Annotated in this window: 21 protein-coding genes; 15 read left to right on the top strand and 6 right to left on the bottom strand. The window is 65.9% G+C overall.

Going from position 1 to position 23,048, the window contains the following annotated elements:
* Positions 1 to 151 precede the first annotated feature (151 nt).
* The 10 genes from B0E41_RS21880 (at position 152) to B0E41_RS21835 (ending at position 11,578) form a co-directional block, all read left to right on the top strand.
* Entirely contained in the window at positions 152 to 1,558 is a 1,407-nt protein-coding gene (locus B0E41_RS21880) for a hypothetical protein (protein ID WP_143433959.1), read from the top strand.
* A 219-nt stretch (positions 1,559 to 1,777) separates the two neighbouring features.
* Positions 1,778 to 2,314, top strand: coding sequence for a hypothetical protein (locus B0E41_RS21875; RefSeq protein ID WP_143433958.1), 537 nt, complete (start codon positions 1,778 to 1,780; stop codon positions 2,312 to 2,314).
* A 9-nt stretch (positions 2,315 to 2,323) separates the two neighbouring features.
* Positions 2,324 to 3,094: a TOBE domain-containing protein gene (locus B0E41_RS21870; protein ID WP_077334436.1), complete on the top strand. Its 771-nt coding sequence runs from the start codon at positions 2,324 to 2,326 to the stop codon at positions 3,092 to 3,094.
* 226 nt (positions 3,095 to 3,320) lie between these two features.
* A complete protein-coding gene (locus B0E41_RS21865) occupies positions 3,321 to 4,841 on the top strand; it encodes an aldehyde dehydrogenase family protein (RefSeq protein WP_077334434.1) in 1,521 nt (506 codons plus the stop codon).
* 78 nt (positions 4,842 to 4,919) lie between these two features.
* Positions 4,920 to 5,288 (top strand): DUF779 domain-containing protein, encoded by a 369-nt coding sequence (locus tag B0E41_RS21860; RefSeq protein ID WP_077334432.1) that lies wholly within the window; start codon positions 4,920 to 4,922, stop codon positions 5,286 to 5,288.
* Between the two features lie 244 nt (positions 5,289 to 5,532).
* The gene (locus B0E41_RS21855) at positions 5,533 to 5,961 is read left to right on the top strand and encodes a 2,4'-dihydroxyacetophenone dioxygenase family protein (protein ID WP_077334430.1); all 429 of its coding nucleotides are present in this window, start codon (positions 5,533 to 5,535) and stop codon (positions 5,959 to 5,961) included.
* 60 nt (positions 5,962 to 6,021) lie between these two features.
* Positions 6,022 to 6,408, top strand: a complete 387-nt coding sequence (locus B0E41_RS21850) for a hypothetical protein (RefSeq protein ID WP_077334429.1) — start codon at positions 6,022 to 6,024, stop codon at positions 6,406 to 6,408.
* A gap of 237 nt (positions 6,409 to 6,645) precedes the next feature.
* Positions 6,646 to 7,632, top strand: coding sequence for a helix-turn-helix domain-containing protein (locus tag B0E41_RS21845; RefSeq protein ID WP_077334427.1), 987 nt, complete (start codon positions 6,646 to 6,648; stop codon positions 7,630 to 7,632).
* Positions 7,633 to 7,760: 128 nt separating this feature from the next.
* Entirely contained in the window at positions 7,761 to 9,860 is a 2,100-nt protein-coding gene (locus B0E41_RS21840) for a TonB-dependent receptor (protein ID WP_077334425.1), read from the top strand.
* Between the two features lie 170 nt (positions 9,861 to 10,030).
* Positions 10,031 to 11,578 (top strand): PAS-domain containing protein, encoded by a 1,548-nt coding sequence (locus B0E41_RS21835; RefSeq protein WP_171984845.1) that lies wholly within the window; start codon positions 10,031 to 10,033, stop codon positions 11,576 to 11,578.
* A gap of 124 nt (positions 11,579 to 11,702) precedes the next feature.
* Here B0E41_RS21835 and B0E41_RS21830 read toward each other — a convergent pair whose 3' ends face one another.
* From B0E41_RS21830 to B0E41_RS21820, 4 genes are all read right to left on the bottom strand, one after another.
* Positions 11,703 to 12,107, bottom strand: a complete 405-nt coding sequence (locus B0E41_RS21830; RefSeq protein ID WP_253195079.1) for an ATP-binding cassette domain-containing protein — start codon at positions 12,105 to 12,107, stop codon at positions 11,703 to 11,705.
* A gap of 14 nt (positions 12,108 to 12,121) precedes the next feature.
* The gene (locus B0E41_RS27760) at positions 12,122 to 12,256 is read right to left on the bottom strand and encodes a hypothetical protein (RefSeq protein WP_290440860.1); all 135 of its coding nucleotides are present in this window, start codon (positions 12,254 to 12,256) and stop codon (positions 12,122 to 12,124) included.
* A 462-nt stretch (positions 12,257 to 12,718) separates the two neighbouring features.
* The gene (locus B0E41_RS21825) at positions 12,719 to 13,462 is read right to left on the bottom strand and encodes an ABC transporter ATP-binding protein (RefSeq protein WP_077334419.1); all 744 of its coding nucleotides are present in this window, start codon (positions 13,460 to 13,462) and stop codon (positions 12,719 to 12,721) included.
* The gene (locus tag B0E41_RS21820) at positions 13,459 to 14,451 is read right to left on the bottom strand and encodes a tripartite tricarboxylate transporter substrate binding protein (protein ID WP_253195077.1); all 993 of its coding nucleotides are present in this window, start codon (positions 14,449 to 14,451) and stop codon (positions 13,459 to 13,461) included. Before B0E41_RS21820 ends, B0E41_RS21825 begins: the two co-directional genes overlap by 4 nt.
* A gap of 251 nt (positions 14,452 to 14,702) precedes the next feature.
* Here B0E41_RS21820 and B0E41_RS21815 point away from each other — a divergent pair, with 251 nt between their 5' ends.
* The 5 genes from B0E41_RS21815 to B0E41_RS21795 all read left to right on the top strand — a co-directional run bounded on the left by B0E41_RS21815 (position 14,703) and on the right by B0E41_RS21795 (position 19,591).
* Positions 14,703 to 15,698 carry a PQQ-dependent catabolism-associated beta-propeller protein gene (locus B0E41_RS21815; protein ID WP_253195075.1) on the top strand — a complete coding sequence of 332 codons (996 nt, stop codon included), beginning with the start codon at positions 14,703 to 14,705 and terminating at the stop codon, positions 15,696 to 15,698.
* A gap of 128 nt (positions 15,699 to 15,826) precedes the next feature.
* Positions 15,827 to 16,978 carry an ABC transporter substrate-binding protein gene (locus B0E41_RS21810; protein WP_077334415.1) on the top strand — a complete coding sequence of 384 codons (1,152 nt, stop codon included), beginning with the start codon at positions 15,827 to 15,829 and terminating at the stop codon, positions 16,976 to 16,978.
* Entirely contained in the window at positions 16,960 to 17,805 is an 846-nt protein-coding gene (locus B0E41_RS21805; RefSeq protein WP_077334413.1) for an ABC transporter permease, read from the top strand. The genes B0E41_RS21810 and B0E41_RS21805 overlap by 19 nt, the downstream gene beginning before the upstream one ends.
* Positions 17,802 to 18,605, top strand: coding sequence for a quinoprotein dehydrogenase-associated SoxYZ-like carrier (locus tag B0E41_RS21800; RefSeq protein ID WP_077334411.1), 804 nt, complete (start codon positions 17,802 to 17,804; stop codon positions 18,603 to 18,605). Before B0E41_RS21805 ends, B0E41_RS21800 begins: the two co-directional genes overlap by 4 nt.
* Complete coding sequence (locus B0E41_RS21795) at positions 18,602 to 19,591, top strand: quinoprotein relay system zinc metallohydrolase 1 (protein ID WP_077334409.1); 990 nt, start codon at positions 18,602 to 18,604, stop codon at positions 19,589 to 19,591. Before B0E41_RS21800 ends, B0E41_RS21795 begins: the two co-directional genes overlap by 4 nt.
* Positions 19,592 to 19,695: 104 nt before the next feature.
* Here the strand turns inward: B0E41_RS21795 and kdpE are convergent, their stop codons facing one another.
* Together kdpE and B0E41_RS21785 are read right to left on the bottom strand one after the other, a co-directional pair.
* Positions 19,696 to 20,388, bottom strand: coding sequence for a two-component system response regulator KdpE (gene kdpE, locus B0E41_RS21790; RefSeq protein WP_077334407.1), 693 nt, complete (start codon positions 20,386 to 20,388; stop codon positions 19,696 to 19,698).
* Positions 20,385 to 23,048: DUF4118 domain-containing protein (locus B0E41_RS21785; RefSeq protein ID WP_077334405.1), on the bottom strand; the 2,664-nt coding region annotated here is incomplete at its 5' end. The genes B0E41_RS21785 and kdpE, both read right to left, overlap by 4 nt.

The raw sequence follows: 23,048 nt of genomic DNA, 5'->3' as shown, positions 1-23,048 counted from the left end.
AATGCGGCCAAGGGGTCGCCAACAGGAGTGAAATTAGCCCGAAAACACCTCTTGATCAGCAAAAATTGCCGCCATTTGAAATTGCGAGCATCAGCCCACGCAGATCCGGGTGTTGTGCAGACCATCCCTAGGCTGGTATTTCGTGGCGTGCGTGGCTTTGCAGGCGCTCTTCGGTTTCCTCGCGACCGACCGCGCGCTCAGGATGGCCGGGGTATCGAGACAAGGGAGTGGCGCTGAGACTGCTGGCTGGGTGGCTGTCTTGCTCGCCACTGTGCCATTTACCTTCAACCGGTTTCAGGCACATGCAGCGCTGTCTTCTCATTGGGTGCTGCTGCTGGCCGTGTGGGTTTCGCTGGTGTCAATCGGCGCTGTCAGGAGGCGCTGGCTGGCGCTGCATGTCCCGTTGATCTTTTTTCTTTCAGGTATCAATCCCTATTTGTCGGTCATGGGGCTTTTGATGTCCTTGATCCTTGGGTTGGCTGCTCTGCAATTTTTGGATTGGAAGGAGTTTCTGCTCAGGTCTGCACTGCTGTCCGCGGTTTGGGTTGGCGGATCTTGGATTTTCGGTTTTCTCGGCGCTGCGGGGCTTCAAACGGGGGGGTATGGTGTCTATTCCATGAACCTGCTTGGACCGTTGGATTCCAACGGACTTGCTTTTTTCCTGAATTTTGACGTGCCGGACCCTACCAGCGGACAGGCCTGGGAAGGGTTTGATTACCTGGGATTTGGGGTGATCCTTCTTATTTTTTCGGCTGGCGTGGCTTCGGTCAGGGGTTGGTCGAGTCATCGAGGAGGGGGCTCCAGGTACGGTGCATTTCCGCTTGCAAATGGTTTGCTGGTGATCTTGGTCTTTCTCTTGCTGTCCCTGTCCAATCGTGTGTCTTTAGGTTCGCATGTGTTTGAAGTTCCTTTGCCGGAATTTGTGTTGGCTGTATTGGGGAAATTCAGGGCTTCTGGTAGATTCTTCTGGGTGGCCGGTTTCATGTTGGTGTTGATCTGTTCAGTGGTGTTGGAAAAATCACTGAGTTCCTCGAAGAGGAAACTGGTATTTGCTGTCTTCGTTGTGGTGCAATTTCTGGATATCCGGCCTATTGCGCTGTTCGTTCGTGAGTCGATGCAGACTGCCAAGCGGTATCCTCCGCTGGCGCTTGGTTCGGGTGCGATTTCTATGATCCATGTTCATCCTCCTTGGCAATGCGACCCATGGAAGACGCCTGTAGGTGTCAGGAATTTTGAATCAATTGGGTATGCGGCAGTGTTGCATCAAGTGCCCACCAACAACTTCTATGCTGCCCGCAATCCGACGGAGCAGCTTGCGTACCACTGCAATACGGATGCCAGGCTTAAGGTGCTGGACAAAGCCGGCGTGTACGTGCTCAACGATGACACCTACAGTCCTCGAAAGATGCATTTCGAGAAATATCACTGGTGCCAGAAAGAACAGTTGAATATGAATTCAACTCGCCAGCAGCAGTTGTTGTCAGGTACGCCTGTCGATCAAATGTTTTGGATCTGCCGACCCAAAATGGTGAGCGCTGGAGTTGCAGCGATCCCATAAAACAATTCGCGCATGCTCCCAACGCCCTCCATACAGCCCTCCCCGAAGCCCTGGTCACACCCCCAGCGGCAAGCGCCTGGAGGTGCTGCGCCGCGTGGCCGAGACAGGGTCCATCTTGCAGGCCGCGCGCGACGCAGTAGCGCCGTTCGCTGAACTGCTTGAAACGGATCAAGGGCGAGAGAAAAAATGCGGCCTGACTTTTTCCCGGAGATCGACAACATGAGCGAGCGTTGCTTCAGGTTGTGGTTCCGCCTGCATGCCCGCGACGCCTTCCTCATCTGGTGCTCCGGCACTGAAGACGGTGTTCTCGTGGATTCCGCTCGGCAGGTGCCATGGTTTTCCAACACCCTGGAGCTCGAACGCTTTGCTCGCGAACGTGGCATGGCTTTGGAAGCGGAGGCGCCCCTCTTGCACGACCTCGACAAGGTGGCGGACTGGTTGGCCCATGGCTCGTCGCCGTTGTTGGATGGCGAGGCGTTGTTGGCGGCCTGGAACCTGTTCGACGATGTCTCGCGTTCGGTGGGTGGAAACTTTGATGAAGACCGATCGGTCACTGACCCGGTGTATCAAAAGTTGTTTTATGGTGGGACAACGGCGAACCAGGTGTTGAGACCCCAAGACGAGCCGGAATACCTGCCCACTTGGTCCTTGGACGAAGTGAACCTCTTGAGGTCCACCCTGGGCAAAGGCCTTTTTATCTTTCGACAAGTGCTCGTGCCAATGTCATTCGACGGTGCAACGCCCGCAGGCCAATAGACGCTCCCCATGCCCACACCACCCATCCACACCGCCCTCTCCGAAGCCCTCGGCCACGCCCCCAGCGACAAGCGCCTGGAAGTGTTGCGCCGCGTGGCCGAGACGGGCTCCATCTCGCAGGCCGCGCGCGATGCGGGCATCAGCTACAAGGCGGCTTGGCAGGCCATTGACACGCTGAGCAACCTGAGCGGGGAGACGCTGGTGGACCGCACGGTGGGCGGCTCGGGTGGTGGTGGTGCGCGCATCACGCCGCAAGGCCTGCAACTGCTCTCTCTGGCGGACGAGCTGGCGCAGGCGCGTGAGGCGGTGTTGGCGCGTTTTGCTGGAGGGTCTTCTGGTTTGCGCTTCGGTCTGGGTTTGCGCACGAGCATGCGCAACCAGTTGCCTTGCCGGGTCGAGGCGGTGGAGCCGCTGGGGCAGGGCGACCCGACGGTGCTGGTGCGGCTGCGCACGCCGGGGCAGGCGGTGCTCACGTCGAGCGTGACGCGCGAGAGCGCCGACCTGCTGGGCCTGGCTCCGGGGCTGGAGGCGCTGGTGCTGTGCAAGGCGACGGCGGTGCGGGTTGGCCGGGGTGAGGTGGACGATGTGCCCGGCCAGTGTGTGCTGCCAGGGCGCATCGAGCGGCTGGCGCGCGGGCAGGGTCGCGACGAGGTGGTGCTCGCGCTGGAGGGGGGTGGCCAATGGGTGGGTTTTGCCGATCACCCGTTTGCGGCGCGCAAGGGGCAACTGGCCTGGGCGTCGATGGGCGTCTCTGCCTTGGTAATCGGCTTGGCGGGGTAGCGGGCTGCCCACGTGGTACCCGCGTTCATATGAACGGGTGTGCCGTACCAGGCTGGCGCAGTGTGCTGTTGCATGGGCCTGAATGGCGCAACCTTTCAAAGTGTGTTGTCAATAAAGGGAGCAGTGTTCTCAATTTGAGTCACTGTTTTCGCGTGGCACGGTTGTTGAGGACAGGTGAAGCAGCCGCTTCGGCTTTCTTCATTTCCACCCTCAGAGGACGACACACATGCAATACGCAGCTCCCGGCACCCCCGGCGCCAAAATCGCCTACAAACCGCGCTACGACAACTTCATCGGCGGCAAATGGGTTGTGCCATGCAAGGGCCAGTACTTTGATGTGATCTCGCCGGTGAATGGCCAGGTCTACACGCAAGCCGCGCGCTCCACCGCCGAAGACATCGACCTCGCGCTGGACGCGGCCCACGCTGCCGCCGACGCCTGGGGCAAGACCTCGGCCACCGAGCGCTCCAACATCCTGCTGAAGATCGCCGACCGCCTGGAAGCCAACCTCGAGTTGCTGGCCTACGCCGAGACGGTGGACAACGGCAAGCCGATCCGCGAAACGCTGAACGCCGACATCCCGCTGGCCATCGACCACTTCCGTTACTTCGCCGGCTGCGTGCGCGCCGAAGAAGGCAACATGAGCGAGATCGACGGTGACACCGTGGCCTACCACTTCCAGGAACCCCTGGGCGTCGTCGGCCAGATCATTCCCTGGAACTTCCCGATCCTGATGGCCGCGTGGAAGATCCCGCCGGCACTGGGCGCTGGCAACTGCATCGTGTTGAAGCCCGCAGAGTCGACCCCCATCAGCCTGCTGATCCTGGTGGAGCTGATCGCCGACCTGCTGCCCCCGGGCGTGCTGAACATCGTCAACGGTTTCGGCCGCGAAGCCGGCATGCCGCTGGCCACCAGCAAGCGCATCGCCAAGATCGCGTTCACCGGCTCCACCACCACGGGCCGCGTGATCGCCCAGGCCGCCGCCAACAACCTGATTCCCGCCACGCTGGAACTGGGCGGCAAGAGCCCCAACATCTTCTTTGCCGACATCATGGACAAAGACGATTCGTTCCTCGACAAGGCGATCGAAGGCCTGGTGCTGTTCGCGTTCAACCAGGGCGAGGTCTGCACCTGCCCGAGCCGCGCGCTCATTCAAGAAAGCATCTACGACAGGTTCATGGAGCGCGTGCTCAAGCGCGTGGCCGCCATCAAGATGGGCAGCCCGCTGGACACCGACACCATGATGGGCGCGCAGGCTTCCAAAGAGCAGCTGACCAAGATCCTGAGCTACCTGGAGCTGGGCAAGGCCGAAGGCGCCGAGGTGCTGATCGGTGGCGAGCAGGCCAAGATCGGCGGCGATCTGGACGGCGGCTACTACGTGCAGCCCACGCTGTTCAAGGGCCACAACAAGATGCGCATCTTCCAGGAAGAAATCTTCGGCCCGGTGCTGGCCGTGACGACGTTCAAGGACGAAGCCGAAGCCCTGGCGATTGCCAACGACACGCTGTACGGCCTGGGTGCCGGCGTGTGGTGCCGCAACGGCAACCTGGCCTACCGCATGGGCCGCGCCATCAAGGCAGGCCGTGTGTGGACCAACTGCTACCACGCCTACCCCGCACATGCGGCGTTCGGCGGCTACAAGGAATCGGGCCTGGGCCGCGAGAACCACAAGGCGATGTTGGGCCACTACCAGCAGACCAAGAACTTGTTGGTTTCGTACTCGGAAAACAAGCTGGGCTTCTTCTGATCTGCTCGGATTGAAGTGAGATGAAAGGGGAGCCGGCAACGGCTCCCCTTTTTGGTTTTCAGAACAAGGAGACAAACCATGGTTGAAAAAGTCATTGCCACGCCAGCGGCGGTCGAGCTGATTCAGTTCCTCAAGACCAAACACGGCCCCGAGCTGATGTTCCACCAGTCGGGGGGCTGCTGCGACGGCAGCGCGGCCAACTGCTACCTGCCCGGCGAGATCACCATGGGCGCGGGCGATGTGTTGCTGGGCGAGATCGGCGGCTGCGGGTTCTACATCGGCAAGGCGCAATACGCCACCTGGCGCCACACGCAACTCATCATCGACGTGATCGAGGGGAACGGCGGCAGCTTCTCGCTCGAAGGGCCGGAAGGCAAGGCCTTCTTCACGCGCTCGCGGGTGTTCACCGAGGCCGAGATGGCGGAGTTGGACGCGGAACAACGCTAGGTTGTTGGCAGGTTGTTGAAGGGGGCAGGGCACCCTTCGGTGCTAACCCTGATGTGCGCGCTGGGTCAATTCGCCCTGCACGGAGGAACAGGCTGCGCCAGCACGGCGCGCCTAACCTTGCGGCACGGCATCGCGCTGGCGTGAACCGCACAAGGTGAACACCACAAGCGCCGCCGGAACGAGGGCTTTGACCCAGCTGGGCCGGCCCTTGTTGCATCGCCCCACTTCAACACCGGAGACCACCATGAAACCCAAAACCAACGAAGCGTATGTGCAGATCGATGCCGTTGAATGGCAGCCCTTTCCCGATGCCTTCTCGACCGGCGGCATTCGCTGGAAGCTGCTCAACGTGGCGCCCGAGATGGGCTCGTGGACGGCGATCTTCGACTGCCCCGCAGGCTCGTCTTTCGCCCCCCACATTCACGCCGGCCCCGGCGAGTACTTCCTCACCCGGGGGCGCATGGACGTGCGTGGCGGCAAGGCCGCCGGTGGCGACACGGCGGTGGCGCCGGGCTACGGTTTCGAGTCTTCGGGTGCGCGCCACGACCGCACCAGCTTCCCCATCGACAGCGAGTTCTACATGACCTTCCTCGGGCCCTTGACGTTCATCAAGCCCGACGGCTCGCCGATTGCGGTGATCGGCTGGGAAGAGGCGCAAGGCGCCTGGGGCTGAAGGAACGCCATGAAACAGCTGAACCCATCCAATCGACGACAGGCCCTTGCAGGAGGCGCGATGGCACTCACTCTGTCCCTCCTCGCCACGTCCAGCGATGCCGCTGCAGGCGAGCAAGCAACGAGCGCCACCGAGAAGGTGCTGGCGCATCACCTGGGCGCCTTCGCAAAAGGCCTCGACGAGCTCATGCGCGACTACGTCGCCACATCGGTCATCCTCACGCACGACAAGCAGTACCGAGGCGTGGCGGAAATCAGGGGCTTCTTCGATGGCTTTCTGAAAGGGGTCAAGCCCGGGTTCTGGGAAGCGTTCAAGATCAACGCGCAAGCCATCGACCGCGACGTGGCCTACCTGGTGTGGGAGGCCAAGCCGTTTGTGAACATCGCGACCGACACCCTGGTGGTTCGTCACAAGAAGATCGTCATTCAGACCTTCACGGCGGCCTGAAGACGCGACTTCCTTGATTTTTCGTTGGTGTACCTGCGCAATGCCGAGACCGACGCCGAAATCGAGTGCTGCCGCGCCGGGGAACTTCGCTCTGCGTCCTCAGAGTTTTCGCTCTCGTCGCATGCGGACGGTCGCCGTCGACTACCCTTTTGTCTTGGATCCCGCCACGTCCCGACCTATCATCCCGTCGGGGGGTAAACGGTTCGGCAGAAGACCTCAGAACCATCGGAGACGCACATGCTGATGAAGACGAAAACGGTTGATCCCGCGCCGGTTCATGAATGGTCAACCGCGGGCATCACCCGCTCCGACACCACCGACGCCTGGCAGGCTGCGCTCACCGAAAACTTTGGTGAGTGGCAGGTCTCTCAGGCGGTCGGCAGCGGGTTCACGGCCAGCGTTCGCAACCGCAATTTCAGCGGTGTGCGCGTGGTCGAATGTGTCTGCGACCCTTGCACAGGGCGGCGCTTGCCGCAGTTCATCGACCGCACGCCGGAGCCCTACATCGGCGTGCAGATCACCAAGGCGGGCCGCGAGCGCTTCCACATTGGCGACGAAGACATCAGCCTGGGCGCGGGTGACATGGTCATCTGGAGCGGCTCGTTACCTACCGAGTTCACTGTGATGGAGCGCCTGCACAAGGTCTCGCTGGTGCTGCCGTGGGCGGACGTCCAGGAGCGGCTCCCCCGGGGTTCGGCGTTCACCGGCACTGTCATCGACAGCCGCGTGGGGATTGGGGCCGTCCTGTATTCCCATGTCGACAGCCTGGCCCGGCAACTCGATGTGTTCACCGAAAACGACCACGCGGCCGTGCGCCGGGCCACGCTGGAGCTGCTGACCGCCGCCATGAGCCACAGGGTGGAGGTGCCGCAGCGCGGCTTGGCGCAACGCTACCTGAAGCAGTTGCAAGACCACATCCTGACCAACCTGCAGGACGAACAGCTGTCGCCCACCAGCATCGCGGCCGCCAACCACATGTCGCCCCGCTATGTGCACATGCTGTTCGCGCAGATCGGGGTGAGTGCGTCGGCCTGGATCCGGACGCAGCGCCTGGAGCGCTGCAGGGAAGACCTGCGCAGCCGGGCGTACCGCGACAGCAGCATCGCTGAAATTGCCTATGCCTGGGGGTTCGCCGACCCTTCGCATTTCACGCGCGTCTTCAAGCAGCAGTACGGTGTGGGTCCGCGCGAATACCGGGAGAGTGGGGCGCGGTCCGCCGGGTGACTGTTCCATTTCCGAACAACTTCAATCGCGAAACGCGTGGCACGGAACTTGTAGCCAGAATCGGGTGGAACAACCGCCACCGGCCCGGGGCGCATGTGCGCGTCGGGCGATTTGCTGGAGACAAAAACATGAACCCACGCCCCACCTTTGCCCTGCGCCGTCTGAACGCCGCGCTGCTGATCGCCCTCACCAGCGCCAGCGCGGCCCACGCCCAGACCACCCTGCAAGAGGTCGTGGTCACCGCGAACCGGCAGGAGCAGAAGAGCTTCGACGCGCCCGCGTCGATCCAGGCCGTGGGGCAGGACGCCATCGAGGCCGCCGGACCGCGCGTGAACCTGTCTGAAGTGATGACCAGGGTGCCCGGCATCACGGTGCTCAACCGGCAGAACTACGCGCAAGACCTGCAGCTGTCGATCCGTGGCTCGGGTTCGCGTTCGCCGTTTGGCATCCGTGGCGCGCGCCTGATCGTCGACGGCATCCCAGCGACCATGCCCGACGGCCAGGGCCAGGCCTCGACCATCAGCCTGCCCTCGGCGCAGCGCATCGAGGTGCTGCGCGGGCCGCTGGCCCAGCTGTACGGCAACTCGGCCGGCGGCGTGGTGCAGGTGTTCACGGCCGACGGCCCGGCGAAGCCTGAAGTCCGGTTCAGTGTCGACGCCGGTTCCGAACAGCTGCGCCGCTACGGCCTGCAGGCCGCGGGGCAGAGCGGTTCGCTGAACTACGTGATCGACCACAGCGACTTTTCCACCGACGGCTGGCGCACCAACAGCGCGGCCAAGCGCCAACACACCAACGCCAAGCTGCGCTGGACCGCCAGCGAACAGACGAAATTCACCCTGGTGGCCAACGCCTTCGACCAGCCCGAATCGGGCGACCCGCTGGGTCTGACGCGCGAGCAGTTCCAGGCCAACCCGCGCCAGGCGGTGGCGAACGCCACGCTCTACAAGGCCGGCAAGGACGTGTCGCAGAACCAGATCGGCCTGGTGGCCGAACACAAGCTCGACGACCGCAGCGAACTCTCAGCACGCGTCTACGCGGGCGAGCGCGATCTGGACAACCGGCTCTCGATCCCGCTGGTGGCGCAGGCCTCGCCCACGGCGGCGGGTGGCGTGGTGCAGCTGGACCGCCGCTACAGCGGCACCGGCCTGCGCTACGCACGCCGCATCGCGGCAGGCGAGGGCGAGGTGCGGCTGAGCGCGGGCCTGGACCTGGAGCGCATGAGCGAGCACCGCCGCGGCTTCATCAACAACCTGGGCGAGCAGGGCGAACTCAAGCGCGACGAGGACGACAGCGTTGACAGCACGGGCGTCTACACCCAGGCCGACTGGGTGATCAACGAAGGCTGGAGCGCGGTGGCGGGCCTGCGCGCCAACCGGGTGAACTTCCGGGTGAATGACTTTTTCGTGCGCCCCGGCAACCCCGACGACAGCGGCCGCACGAGCTTCAATGCCACCAACCCCGTGATCGGTCTCACGCGCCACCTGAGCCCCGACACCAATGTCTACGCCAACATCGGCAAGGGCTTCGAGACACCGACGCTGACCGAGATCGCCTACACCGCCGACGGCAGCGGGCCCAACCTGAACCTCAACTCCGCGCGCAGCACGCACGCGGAGTTGGGCTTGAAGACGAAGCTGGGCGAAGGCCAGCGCCTGGACGCGGCGCTGTTCCACATCGGCACCACCGACGAGATCGTGGTGGCCTCCAGCAGCGGCGGCCGCACGGTGTACACCAACGCCGGCAAGACCAGCCGTTCGGGCATCGAGCTGGCGCACAGCGCGCAGTGGAGCCCTGAGTGGCGCACGCACCTGGCGTTCTCCACGCTGAACGCGCGCTTCGACCAGGCCTTTGCCAGCAGCAGCGGCGCCACCGTGGCCAAGGGCAACCGCATCCCCGGCACGATGAACCGCACGCTGTTCGGCGAAGTGGCCTGGCAGCCGCGCGCCTGGCCCGGCTTTACCGCCGCGCTGGAGGCGGTGCACCGCGGCTCGATGGTGGTGGACGACGTGAACAGCGACCGCACCGACGCGGCCACGCTGTTCAACCTGCGCCTGGGCTGGGAACAGAAGTTGGGCGCGTGGAAGCTCAAGGAGTACGTGCGCGTGGACAACCTGGCCGACAAGGCCACCGTGGGTTCGGTCATTGCCAACGACGGCAACCGGCGCTTCTTCGAGCCGGCACCAGGTCGGCAGTGGGGCGTTGGTGTGACGGTCGGCTATGCTTTTTAAGCCGGTCAGGGACTCGGAGCCTGAGAAGCATTTGACCGCATGGGCGCATGCTGGTCGAGTTGCAGAAGCCTTGCCCGAGTAAGCACGGGAAAGAGGCCAGGCAGGCTGAAAAACGATGTGATAGCCTGCACGGCAAAGTACCAACAAGGCTTGACCGGCGGCCAGAACACATGCTGTCCAACACCAACCACGCCATCCTGCAGAGCATCATCGACAACCTGCCGAGCGGGGTCACGATGTTCGATGCCGACCAGCGTCTGGTGGCCTACAACCAGCAGGTGCGCACGCTGCTGGATTTCCCGGACGAGTTGTTCGCTCACGGCATGCCCACGTTGTACGACTTTGCCCTGTTCAACGCCAGACGCGGTGAATACGGACCAGGCGACCCCGAGCAGCAGGCACAGGCGGTGAGCGATCGCGCACGATCACTGCAACCCCATGTGTTCGAGCGCCAGCGGCCCGATGGCACGGTGCTCGAGATACGCGGCACCCCCTTGCCCACCGGCGGCTTCGTGTCGATCTACACCGACATCACCGAGCGCAAACGAATCGAGCAGGAAGCCCGCCTGCTGGCGGCCTACCTCGATGCCGTGATCAATGCGCTGCCCCAGGGGGTGACCGTGATCGACGAAAACATGGTGATCCGGCTATGGAACCGGAGCTTCGAGAAATTGCTGGAGCTGCCCGAAGGGTTGATGAAGCCTGGCGTGACCTTCGAGGATGTGGCTCGCAGCAATGCCCTGCGTGGCGAGTATGGTGATGTGGACGTCGAAGCCAAGGTGTCCGAGGCGACCGCCTTGGCCCGCCAGTTTCTGCCGCACCGCCTGATCAGGCAGCGCCCGAACGGGCGCACCCTGGAGATCGAGGGCAGCGCACTGAGCATCGACGGGCAGATCCGCGGTTTCGTGACCACCTACACCGACATCACCGAACTGCGCGACACACACGGTGCCCTGGAGCGGCTGAACACGGAGCTGGACCAACGGGTGACCAAACGCACGCGCGCCCTGCAGGACCTCAACAAGGAGCTGGAGTCGTTCACCTATTCGGTGTCGCACGACCTGCGCACGCCGTTGCGCAGCATTCAGGGTTTCTCGACGCTGTTGCTGGAGACCGAGGCCGACAAGCTCAGCGAGCAGGGCCGCACATCGCTGCAACGCATCCAGTCCAACGCGGGTCGAATGGGCTCGCTGATCACCGACCTGCTGTCCATGGCCCAGCACAGCCGCAAGGACCTGGACCTGCAGCGGGTCGACCTGAGCGCGGTGGCACAGGTGGTGGCCGCCGAGCTGCAGCGGGGCGACCCGGGCCGCCGGGCTGACTGGCGCATCGAGCCAGGGCTGTGGGTCCAGGCCGACCTCGGGCTGGTGGGGCTGGTGTTACAGAACCTCCTGGGCAACGCCTGGAAGTACACCGCGCAAAGGGACGTGGCGGTGATCGAACTGAGCCGCAGTGGCGTGACCAACGGCATGTGTTGGTTCGAGCTGCGAGACAACGGCGCCGGCTTCGACATGCAATTCGCCGATCAACTGTTCCAGCCCTTCAAGCGGCTGCACCGCCCGAACGAGTTTGAGGGCACGGGCATTGGCCTGGCCATCGTGCAGCGTATCCTGCAGCGGCACGGCGGCTCCATCACGGGTCAGGCAGAGGTCGGCCAGGGTGCCCTCTTCAGCTTCTGCCTGCACGGTGCGCAGGCCGAGGTGCCTCAAGGACTCTGAGCCGACCAGGCCCGGGACTCATACGGCTTTGCATTCAAGCGTAGAACAAGGCGCGAAGCCGCAGACAGTGCGAAAGCACGGCATGGCGTTGCAACGCAGCTATACGGTTGAAGGCGAAGCCGTATCAGAGCCCCGGCTTTTGCAACGCCTTCAATACCTCGGTCTGGAAGTCCGGGCCTTCGGCCGCAGCCATGAAGACGTCGATGCTGCCATCGAAGCGCACGCTCCCCTGATGCAGCAACACCAGCCGGTCCGCCACCTTGGTTTCTTCGATCAAATGCGTGGCCCAGAGCACGGCCATGCCGCGCTCGGCGCACAGGCCGCGCACGGTGTCGAGCAACTGCTGGCGCGAGGCCGGGTCCAGGCCCACGGTGGCCTCGTCCATCAGCAACACGCTCGGCTCGTGCAGCAGCGCGCGCACCAGCTCCACCTTGCGCCGCGTGCCGCCCGAGAGGCTGCGCACCACCGCCTTGGCCTGATCGGCCAGGCCCATGCGGGCGAGGCCGGCTTCGATCCGCTGCTTGGCCACTGCGCGCAGCGACGTCAGCGTGCTGCTGAGTGGCGCTGTATGTAGTGGCCCATGACCGTGATGGTTCCCTGGTCGGTGCTGAGGAGACCGATGAGAAGCTGCAGCGGGGCGGACTGGCCGAGGCCGTTGAGGCTGATCAGAAGCACCATTTGGCCCGCCTTCGGGAGCTGACGGTCAGGGGTCAATGCTCATCCTCGCGAACGTAGATCCTGCCAGCGAACCACGCCAGACCTGGTATTGACCTGTACTGGAGGTGTGGACTCCACAGAACGGCATAACCTGACGATGAGCGCATTCGCTTTGCGACGCCCGTTCTTAGCCGGTAGTTCTGGAGAGGGAGCGTCGTTGGCCTGAAAAATCCATTGAGCGAGCGAAGCAGTGATTGGGGAGGACCATGCCGGGAGTATCCGAAATAGCCACCCTTTGAATCTGGAAAGCGAGGGTGTGGACCACGCGAATACTCAATACCAACGGCTCGTTGGAATCGTGTTGGGGCGCTATCTCCGGCTCGGGTTTCACGCCAGACCTGCGGGGCTTCAATTCCCCGCTTTGGAGTCAGCAACCAAATGCCATAGGCCCGTGTTCGCTTCTTGGAGGAAGGTCTTTCCATTTCATCCGATCCCTGGTTTTTCGAGCGCCCGCAGCACCTCGGTCTGAAAATCCCCGCCCTGCGAGGCCTGCATGAAGGCCTCAATCGAGCCGTCAAACCGCACGCTCCCCTGGTGCAGCAAGACCAGCCGGTCCGCCACCTTGGTCTCTTCGATCAGGTGCGTGGCCCAGAGCACTGCCATGCCGCGCTCGGCACACAGGCCGCGCACGGTGTCGAGCAGTTGCTGGCGCGAGGCCGGGTCGAGGCCCACGGTGGCTTCGTCCATCAGCAAGACGCGTGGCTCGTGCAGCAGCGCGCGCACCAGCTCCACCTTGCGGCGTGTGCCGCCCGAGAGGCTGCGCACCACCGTCTTGGCCTGATCGGCCAGCCCCATGCGGGCGAGGCCCGCTTCGATGCGCTGCTTGGCCACGGCGCGGGGCAGGCCGTGCAGGTCGGTGTGGAACAGCAGGTTGGCCATCACCGGCAGGTCCATGTCGAGCGCGGTCTGCTGGAACACCACGCCCAGCGATGCGAGCGCGCGGCTGGGGTGGCGCTGCATGTCGTGGCCCATCACCACGACCGTGCCCTGGTCGGGGCTGAAGAGGCCGGTGAGCAGTTGCAGCAGGGTCGACTTGCCCGCGCCGTTGGGGCCGAGCAGGGCGACCATCTCGCCCGCCTTCAGGCTCACGCTCACGCCCTTGAGCGCGGGTTTGCCGCCGTAGCTTTTGTGCAGGTTGTCCGCGTGCAGCGGCAGGGTGTCGGTCATGCGGGCTTGGCGAGCAGGTTCATGCGCGCGAGCAGTTTCTTTTCGCGTTCCACCGTGGCCAGCACGGCCTGGCGGTAGTCGCGGGTGTTGAGGTAGTCCAGCGACTGATCGTACTTGGCGAGCGCGCTGGTGTGGAGCTCGCTGTACATGGCTTTGTGGAACACGTCGTGCAGTTTTTGAATGACAGCCGGCGGCGTGCCGACCGGCGCGGCCAGGCCCCAGGGCGAGGTGTAGACGGCCTGCGGGTAGCCCAGCTCGCGCATCGTGGGCGCGTCGGGCCAGCGCGGGTTGCGAGCAGCGTTGAAGGTGGCCAGCAGGCGCAGCTGGCCGCGGTCGACCCAGGGCGCGAAGCCGGTGGAGTTGACGCCGGCCATGATCTGCGCGCCGGCAATCGCCAGCATCTGGTCGGCCGTGCCTTTGTAGGGCACGTGCACGTAGCTCACGTTGTGCTGCAGCAGGATGTCTTCCATCGCCAGGTGGGCGGTGGTGCCGATGCCGGTGGAGCCGAGGATGAGTTCGCCCGGGTGCTTGATGGCCCAGTCAATCAGTTCGGTGGCGCTCTTCCAGGGGCTGCTCGCCGGCACCAGCAGGCCGAAGCTCACGCCCGACACCTGAACGATGGGCGCGAGGTCGGTCACCGGGTCCCAGGGCACGTGGTTCATCAGCGCGTGGCGGTACACCGTGATCGGCACCTGGCCGATGGTGTGGCCGTCGGGCTCGGCGGCCTTGAGCGCTGGGGCCACCAGCGTGCCGGCGGCGCCGGGTTTGTTGATGACCACGATGGGCTGGCCCAGCAGCGGCTCGGTGTCTTCGCAGAGGATGCGCAGCGTGAGATCGGTCTGGCCGCCGGCCGGCCAGGGCACGATGAGTTGCAGCGGTTTGCTTGGCCAGGCGGGCGTGGTGTCGCTGCCCGGTTGCGCCCAGGCGCGGGGCAGGGCGGAGGCGGCAGCGAGCGAGGCACCCAGGCCGATGAGGCTGCGCCGCGACACCCAGTTCGTGCAGCGTTGGAACGCATCAAGGGTTTCCCCTGTGTCATTTTTGAACGCTGGGCGTGACGGTATGTGTCTCATGGGGCGGTGTGGGTGTCTCCAGCGCCCGGGAAAGGCCCGGGCACCGGTTGTTTTCAGGCAATTTCTGTTCCAGTGCGCCTGGCACCGTTTTTGCAGATCGACCGGGTGCACCTTGATGTGCGCAGGACGAACACCCGTTCGCCGATATCCAACAAGACAGGAGACTTCCCTTGGCCCTTCGTGCCCCGATCGCGTTCGCCCTGCGTGCCCTGTCCATCGCCGCTGCCGCTGCCTCGCTCGCGTTCGCTGCCCAGGCCCAGGGTGTGGGCAAGGTCTATGTGTCCAGCGAGAAGGACCACAAGATTTATGTGTTTGACGCACTGGGTGCGCGCACCGGCGCCATCGATGTGTGTAAGCGTCCGCGCGACATGCGCTTCAGCGGCGACGGCCGGCAGATCATGGTGATCTGTGGCGACAGCAACGCCATGGGCCTGGTGGACGTGGCCACGGGCAAGTTGACGGGCACGGTGCCCCTGGGCGACAGCCCCGAGATGTTTGCCCTCAGCCCCGACGGCAAGACCGCCTACGTGTCGATTGAAGACGACAACGTGGTGGCGGCCTACGACATCGGTAGCAAGAAGCCGTTGTACGAGGTCAAGACCGGCGGCGAGCCCGAGGGCGTGCTGGTCACGCCCGACGGCAAGACGGCCTACGTGACCTCCGAGGTGGCCAACGTGGTCCATGTGATCGACCTGGGCACCAAGAAGGTCACGAAGAACATCAAGGTCGGCAAGCGCCCGCGCCGCTTCGTGCTCACGCCCGATGGTGCCGAGCTCTGGGTCAGCAACGAACTCGACGCCACGGTCAGCGTGGTGGACACCAAGACCCACACCGAAAAGCAGAAGGTCAAGTTCACGGTCAAGGGCATGCGCGAAGCCGACATCACGCCCGTGGGCATGGCCCTCAGCCCGGACGGCAAGCGCATGTGGGTCGGGCTGGGCCGCGCCAACCACGTGGCCGAAGTGGACGTGGCGAGCAAAGCGGTGAAGACGCAGGTGCTCGTGGGCAAGCGCGCCTGGGGCATGGGCTTCGCGCCCGACGGCAAGACGCTGTATGTGGCCAACGGCCTGTCGGACGACATGACGCTGGTGGACACGGCGAGTGGCAAGGCGATCAAGACGGTGCCGGCCGGGCGCGTGCCGCATTCGATCCTCGTCAGTAAATGACCCCCCCCCGTTGCTTGCTCGCTGCGCGTAGCCGCATCCCCCCCCAGGGGGGCGCTCCCAGCGGCCCGGCGAAGCCGGTTCCGCGGGAGCCCTGGACGGGCCTGTGGCGCTCGACCGCTCTGGCTTTGATGGGTGCCTTCGCGTTCTCTGCCTTCGCGGCCACCAAGATCACCATCGCCGTGGTGTCGCTGGACGGTGATCCGCGCCATGCGCCGCGCCGCATGGAGAAGGCCTACCCCGGTCACCCGACCGGGCGCGCCATCGACGGTGTGAAGCTGGCGGCGGAGGATTCGGCGTTCGAGCTGGACGCTGCGGGCCTGGAGTTGGTTGTGAAAGACGTGGTCTTGCCCAACGCCGCCGCGCTGCCCAAGGTGTTGGCCGAGTTGAAGGCCGCCAAGGTGCAGCACGTGGTGGCCGACCTGCCGCTGGCCGAGATGCGCGCACTGGTGCAGGCCGCGCCGGCCGCGCTGGGGGGCGCCATCGTGTTCAACACCGGGCTCGACGACGACGCCCTGCGCGGCGCGATGTGCGCCGCGCACCTGCTGCACACCGCGCCCAGCCGCGCCATGCTGAGCGACGCGCTGGCGCAGTACCTGGCCGCGCGCAACTGGCGCAAGGCGCTGCTGCTGCAGGGCCCCTTGCCGGGCGACGCGCTGACGAGCGAGGCCTTCAACCGCTCGGCCAAGCGCTTCGGCATCAAGGTCGTGGCGCAGAAACCGTTCAAGCTCACCGGCGACCCGCGCGAGCGCGACCTGGGCAACACGCGCCTGCTCACCGGCGACCGCGAACACGAGGTGGTGGCGGTGATGGACAGCGACGGTGAATTCGCCCGCCTGCTGCCCTATGCCACGCAATGGCCGCGCCCGGTGGCGGGCGCCAACGGCCTGGTGAGCACGGCCTGGCACCCGCAGTGGGAACGCTACGGCGGCCCGCAGCTCACGCGCCGCTTCGTCAAGCTGGCCGGCCGCCCCATGCAGGGCGCCGACTGGGCCGCCTGGGTGGCGGGGCGCGCGGTGGCCACCGTGCTCGCCGAGAGCCCCAAGGCGCCGGTGGCGCAGCAACTCAAGGCGCTGCGCGGCGGCAGCACCACGCTCGACGGTTTCAAGGGCCGCAACCTCTCGTTCCGGGCCTGGGACGGCCAGCTGCGCCAGCCGCTGTTCCTGAGCCATGTGGACGGCGTGGTCGGCACCGCGCCACTGGACGGCGTGTTGCACCCGAAAGAGGTGCTCGATACGCTGGGTGTTGATGAACAGGAGAGTGCATGCAAAGCGCGGCCTTGAGTCCCTCAGCGACGCCCTCGCTGCCCCTGCATCTGCTGCGCGCCCTGCGTGCGGTGGTGGGCCGCGAGCTCAACCGCTTCCTGCGCCAGCCCACGCGCCTGGGCTCGGCGCTGGTGCGCCCGCTGCTGTGGTTCGTGGTGTTTTCGGCGGGGTTCAACAACGTGTTCGGCGTCGCCATCGTGCCGCCCTACGAGACCTACATCGAATACAAGGCCTACATGGTGCCCGGCCTGCTCGGCATGGTCGCCCTGTTCAACGGCATGCAGAGCTCGCTATCGATGGTGTACGACCGCGAGATGGGCGTGATGCGCCTGCTGCTCACCGCGCCGCTCGCGCGCGGCTGGTTGCTGGCCTTCAAGCTGCTCGCGGGCACCTGCCTCTCGGTTCTGCAGATGGTGGTGTTTCTCGCCATCGCCTGGGCCTTTGGCGTGGAGGTGCCACTCGCGAATTTGCCGGGCCTGTTGATCGCCATGGCCTGCGGCGCCACGATGCTCGCCGCGCTGGGGCTGATGCTCTCGGTGTACGTGAAGCAGTTGGAGAACTTCGCCGGCACGATGAACTTCGTGATCTTCCCCATGTTTTTCATCAGCCCCGCGCTGTACCCGCTGTGGAAGCTCGAAGAGTCGGGTGCGTGGTGGCTGCTCAGGCTGGCGGAGTGGAACCCCTTCACCCACGCGGTCGAGGCCATGCGCTACGCCATGGTGGGGCAGTTCACGGCGCTGTCGTGGTCGGTGGTGGTGGGTTGCAGCGTGGTGTTTTTCGTGGCGGCACTTTGGGGTTACGACCCGCAAAGGGGTTGGGTCAAGAGCAAGGGCGGCGGCGGATGAGCCCGTTCATTCAACGGCGCCACGTTCTCGGCAGCGGCCTGCTGGCGGCACTGCTGCCCGCCGCGCTGCGCGCGCAGGACGACCCCACCGGTGGCGACCCGCTGGGCTCCATGCAATACCCCAGCCTGCGCGAGCAGACCATCGGCAAGGCCATGGCGAAGTTCTCTGACGCGGTGATCGTCAAGGGCCCCGCCTTTGCCGACGATGCGATGAACGTGCCGCTGCTGGTGGACGCGCGCGGGCTCAACAAGGTGGGCGGTGGCGTGGCGCGCATCCGCGTGGCGGTGGACCGCAACCCGGTGCGCCAGGTGCTGGATTTTGAGCCGCTGCGCGCGCTGCCCATGCTGGCCTTTCGCATCCGCATGGAGCAGGCTTCACCCGTGCGCGCCTTCGTGCAGACCCAAGATGGCCAGTGGCACGTGGGCAGCACCTGGGTGCAGGCGGCGGGCGGTGGCTGCACGGTGCCCGGCCTCACGCGCGCCGACGGCTCCTGGAGCAAGACGCTGGGCCAGGTGCAGGCGCGCTTTTTCAACAACGTGCTTGAAGGCAGCCGGCGCCTGCGCGTGCGCGTGATGCATCCCATGGACACCGGGCTGGTCGCGGGCATCCCTGCTTTCTACATCGAAGACCTGCAGCTGGTGGACGGCGCGGGCCAGGCCTGGTGGAAGCTGGCGCTGCACGAGCCGGTGTCGGAGAACCCGCTCATCACCTTCGAGCTGCCACCGCAGGCGGTCCCAGGTCTCAGAATCGTCGGGCGCGACAACAACGGCAACCGGATTGATGCCGAGGTGGGGGCGTGAAGCGCTGGCTGTGTGTGGCCGCCTTGGCTCTCGCGGGTGCAGCACAACCGCAGACCATCGCCGTGCCACCGCCGGCATCGAAACCCGACATGGCCACGTTCAACTACGACCTGCAACCACGCCAGATCGCCGAAGGCACCTGGGTGATCGAAGGCGCGGTGCAGGACTTCAGCCGGGCCAACGGCTGCAACATCATCAACACCGCCTTCATCGCCACCGGCGTGGGCGTGGTCGTCATCAATACCGGGCCGTCGCGCCTGTACGGCGAGCAGCAGCGCCGCGCCATCGAAGGCCTCGCGCGCGAGCCGGTGATGCGCGTGATTGAACTCAATCTGCACCCGGACTACTTCTTTGGCAACCAGGCCTGGGCCGACCGGCCCACGCAGGCGCTGGCCGGCAGCATCGCCGGCATGCAGGCTGAAGGCACGGCCTACGCCGACAACCTCTACCGCCTTTGCGGCGACTGGATGCGCGGCACCGAGTCCACCCCGGCACGCGAAGCCCTGTTGCCGCAGACCCTGCAACTCGGCGAGCACAAGCTGGAACTCAAACGCCTGCACGGCCACACGGGTGACGACCTGGTGCTGCTTGACCACCGCACCGGCGTGCTGTTCGCTGGAGGCTTGGTGTTCGCCGAACGTGTGCCCACCACGCCACACGCTGACTTCGCGGCCTGGTTGAAGAGCCTTGACGCGCTGGAACAGCTCATCGCCAGCGGCGTGGTGAAGCAGGTGGTGCCCAGCCACGGCCCGGTGCACACGGGCCTGGCCGGTGTGCAGCAAACCCGCGACTGGCTGCAGTGGCTCACGAACCTGATGCAGACCAGCGCCGAGCGCGGCCTCGACCTCGGCGAGGTGCTGGGCACCCCCGTGCCCGAGCGTTTCAAACGCTGGGCCGCCCAGCCCGCCGAGCTGCACCGCAGCCTGACGCGGTGGTACCCGCGCTACGAACAACAGGTGATGGCCGCACCCCGCGCAGCGCGATAAGAACGCTGCCGGCGGAAGGGCCCCACCCAGAACGCGGTGGAACCGGCTCCGCCGGGCCACTCGCGTTGCCCCCTTGGGGGGTCGCGCGCAGCGCGGCGGGGGGGTCAACTCCTGAACCGGTAACCGACCCCTGTTTCGGTGATCAGGTGCTTGGGCATCGAAGGCTGGGCCTCGATCTTCTTGCGCAGGTTGGCCATGTGCACGCGCACGTAGTGCATGTCCTCCTGGTGCCCGGGGCCCCACACGGCCTTGAGCAGCTGGGCGTGGGTGATCACGCGGTCGGGCTGCGCCGCCAGGTGCGTGAGCAGCTTGTATTCGATGGGGGTGAGGTGCAGCACCTCGCCCGCCCGCTCCACCACACGGCGCACGAGGTCGATGCGGACGTCGCCGAACGCGATCAGCGGCTCGCCGGCCGGCGTCTGCTGCTGGTGGCGGCGCAACTGGGCACGCACGCGTGCCGTGAGTTCGCCCGAGCCGAAGGGCTTCACCAGGTAGTCGTCGGCGCCGGCGTCGAGCGCGGCGATCTTGCTCGCCTCGGCGCTGCGGGCCGAGAGCACGATCACCGGCATGGCCGACCACTGCCTGAGTTCGCGGATGAGGTCCACGCCGTCGCCGTCGGGCAGGCCCAGGTCGAGCACCACCAGGTCGGGTCGGCGCGTGCCGGCCTCGATGAGGCCACGCTGGTAGCTCTCGGCCTCGTGCACGGTGTGGCCCTCGGCCTCCAGCGAGAGTCGCACGAAGCGGCGGATGTGGGCCTCGTCTTCGACGATCAGGATCTGGCTGCCGGGTGGGTTCATGGCGCGGGTGGCTCCTCTGCGATGGTGGCGGTGCCGAGGTCGGACGGCGGTGTGCCGCAGGGCAGGGTGATGTCAAAGCGCGCACCCTGCACGACACCCGCCGCCTCGCGGTTGCGACCCTCGATCGTGCCACCGTGGGCCTGCACGATGGCGCGGCAGATGGCCAGCCCCAGACCCACCCCCGGCAGGGCGCTCTCGCGTTGACCGCGCTCGAACTTCTCGAACACCCGCTCTTCGCGCCCCTTGGGCAGACCTGGGCCGTGGTCGTCCAGTGTGAGCACCACGGTGTCGCTTCGCATCCGCGCCGCGATGTGGATGGCACTGCCGACGGGGGTGTATTTGCTGGCGTTCTCCAGCAGGTTCACCAGCACGCGTTCGATCAGCACGGCGTCGAGGTGCAGCAGCGGCAGCCCGTCGGGCAGGTCCACGCGGATGTCGCGCCCGGTGAGCAGGTTGCCGCAGGCCGCCAGCGCACTGCCCACCACCTCTTCCAGCGGCTGCCAGGCGCGGTTGAGCTGCACGGCGCCGGCCTGCAGGCGGGCCATGTCGAGCAGGTTGTTCACCAGCGCGCTCATGCGTTGGGCCGACTGCCGCATCGCACTGGCCACCTCACGCTGTGCCTCGCTCAGCGCGGGCGGTGTGAGTTCCAGCGCATCGGCCAGACCCACCATCGAGGTCAGGGGCGTGCGCAGGTCGTGCGAGATGGCCGAGAGCAGCGAGTTGCGCAGGCGTTCGGATTCGATCTGCACCGTGCTGCTCTGCGCCACGTCGATGTAGTGGATGCGTTCCAGCGAAATCGCCAGCAACGAGGCGCAGGTCTGCAGCAGGCGGCGCTGCTCCTGGCCCCAGGGCTGCAGCACCGGCGGTTCGATCACCAGCACACCGCGCACGCGCATGGGTGCCTTCAGCGGCAGCACCAGGCAGGCACTGGCGGGCAGGGTGTCGGTGCCGCGCCCGGCTTCTTCGCCGCGGTCAAAGGCCCATTGCGCCACGGCGGTGTCCACCGGCGCGGTGGCGCCGTCCATGGTCTGCAGCCGGTCGTGTTCGTCCGCCACGAGCAGCGCCGAGCGCGCGCCGAATTCGCCGGTGAGGAAGCGTGCGCCGATCTCTGCCACCTGCGTGTTCATCAACGCGGCGGACAGGTCGCGCGACATGTCGTAGAGGCTGCGCACGCGGTGCTCGCGCTGCGTGGCCGCCTCGGCCTGTTGCTTCAGGCCCGCGGTGAGCTGACCCACCACCAGTGCCACCACCAGCATCACGCCGAAGGTGACGAGGTACTGCACGTCGCTCACCGCGAAGGTGAAGCGCGGCGGCACAAAAAAGAAATCGAACAGGCCCACGCCCAGGAAAGCGGCCAGCACCGCCGGCCCCCGACCGAAGGCCAGGCTCACGCCCACCACGGCCAGCAGGAACAGCATCACGATGTTGCTGAGTTCCAGCACACCCAGCAGTGGGGTTGCCAGCAGGGCGGTGGCGCCGCAGACAGCTGCCGCCCACAGATAGCCGCGCCAGTAGCCCTCAGCGCGCTCGGCGCGCGCCGTGGCCGGCCGCGCTTCGGCGGCCGCGGGTTGCCCCACCTGCACCAGGTCGATGTCATCGGCCTGGGTGGCGATGCGGTCGGCCACGCTGCGCGACCAGGGCCAGCGGCGCGCGCGGCGCCCCAGCACCAGCCGCACCAGGTTGTGCTCGCGCGCGTAGCGCACCAGCGCGGTGGCGGTGTCGGGGGCGGAGAGTGTGGCGGTGGTCGCGCCCAGCGATTCGGCGAGCTGCAGCGTGCGCTGCGCGGACTCGCCCAGGGGGCGCCCCGGCGTCTCCACATGCACCGCGTGCCAGGGCACGTCGAGCTGGGCCGCCATGCGCGCGCTGCTGCGCACCACCTTCTCACCGTGGGCATCGATCCCCACGGCGGCCAGCAGGGCCTCGCGGTTGGGCCACACCGGTTTCTCGGCACTGCCCTGGCGGTAGGCGCGCATCTCGTCGTCCACCCGGTCGGCGGTGCGGCGCAGCGTCAGCTCGCGCAGCGCGAGCAGGTTGCCCTTGCGGAAGAAGTTGGCGGCCGCGCGCTCGGCGCGGTTGTCGCCGTCGCGCGGCAGGTAGACCTTGCCGGCCTTCAGGCGCTCCAGCAGCTCGTCGGGCGGCAAATCGACCACCACCACCTCGTCGGCTTCATCAAAGAGGCGGTCGGGCACGGTCTCCCAGACGCGGATGCCCGTGATGCCGCTGACGATGTCGTTCAAGCTCTCCAGGTGCTGCACGTTCATGGTCGACCACACGTCGATGCCGGCGGCCAGCAGTTCTTCCGCGTCCTGCCAGCGTTTGGGGTGGCGCGAGCCGGCCACGTTGCTGTGGGCCAGCTCGTCGAGCAGCACCAAGGCTTGTTCGTGCTGTGCACCGAAGGCGAGTGCGGCGTCGATGTGAAACTCGTGCAACTGGTGGCCGCGGTAGGCCACTGACTGGAGCGGCAGGCGCGGCAGATCGCGCGCCAGTGCTTCGGTGTCGGGCCGGCCGTGGGTTTCGACCACGCCGATGATCAACGGTGTGCCTTGGGCGTGGGCGACGCGGGCCGCAGCCAGCATGGCGTAGGTCTTGCCCACGCCGGCCGAGGCGCCAAAGAAGATCTTCAGGCAGCCGCGTCGTTCGCGCGCTTCTTCCTGCTGCAC

The organism is Hydrogenophaga sp. A37 (assembly GCF_002001205.1).
Classification (GTDB): domain Bacteria; phylum Pseudomonadota; class Gammaproteobacteria; order Burkholderiales; family Burkholderiaceae_C; genus Hydrogenophaga.
The sequence above is the reverse complement of the archived record's forward strand: the minus strand, read 5'-3'. Positions and strand labels throughout refer to the sequence as shown.

Excerpts from the sequence above, each read along its gene's own strand:
- B0E41_RS21875 (WP_143433958.1), top strand. The coding sequence starts at position 1,778 with ATGAGCGAGCGTTGCTTCAGGTTGTGGTTCCGCCTGCATGCCCGCGAC.
- B0E41_RS21870 (WP_077334436.1), top strand. The coding sequence starts at position 2,324 with ATGCCCACACCACCCATCCACACCGCCCTCTCCGAAGCCCTCGGCCAC.
- B0E41_RS21865 (WP_077334434.1), top strand. The coding sequence starts at position 3,321 with ATGCAATACGCAGCTCCCGGCACCCCCGGCGCCAAAATCGCCTACAAA.
- B0E41_RS21860 (WP_077334432.1), top strand. The coding sequence starts at position 4,920 with ATGGTTGAAAAAGTCATTGCCACGCCAGCGGCGGTCGAGCTGATTCAG.
- B0E41_RS21855 (WP_077334430.1), top strand. The coding sequence starts at position 5,533 with ATGAAACCCAAAACCAACGAAGCGTATGTGCAGATCGATGCCGTTGAA.
- B0E41_RS21850 (WP_077334429.1), top strand. The coding sequence starts at position 6,022 with ATGGCACTCACTCTGTCCCTCCTCGCCACGTCCAGCGATGCCGCTGCA.
- B0E41_RS21845 (WP_077334427.1), top strand. The coding sequence starts at position 6,646 with ATGCTGATGAAGACGAAAACGGTTGATCCCGCGCCGGTTCATGAATGG.
- B0E41_RS21840 (WP_077334425.1), top strand. The coding sequence starts at position 7,761 with ATGAACCCACGCCCCACCTTTGCCCTGCGCCGTCTGAACGCCGCGCTG.
- B0E41_RS21835 (WP_171984845.1), top strand. The coding sequence starts at position 10,031 with ATGCTGTCCAACACCAACCACGCCATCCTGCAGAGCATCATCGACAAC.
- B0E41_RS27760 (WP_290440860.1), bottom strand. The coding sequence starts at position 12,256 with ATGGTGCTTCTGATCAGCCTCAACGGCCTCGGCCAGTCCGCCCCGCTG.
- B0E41_RS21825 (WP_077334419.1), bottom strand. The coding sequence starts at position 13,462 with ATGACCGACACCCTGCCGCTGCACGCGGACAACCTGCACAAAAGCTAC.
- B0E41_RS21810 (WP_077334415.1), top strand. The coding sequence starts at position 15,827 with ATGGGTGCCTTCGCGTTCTCTGCCTTCGCGGCCACCAAGATCACCATC.
- B0E41_RS21805 (WP_077334413.1), top strand. The coding sequence starts at position 16,960 with ATGCAAAGCGCGGCCTTGAGTCCCTCAGCGACGCCCTCGCTGCCCCTG.
- B0E41_RS21800 (WP_077334411.1), top strand. The coding sequence starts at position 17,802 with ATGAGCCCGTTCATTCAACGGCGCCACGTTCTCGGCAGCGGCCTGCTG.
- kdpE (WP_077334407.1), bottom strand. The coding sequence starts at position 20,388 with ATGAACCCACCCGGCAGCCAGATCCTGATCGTCGAAGACGAGGCCCAC.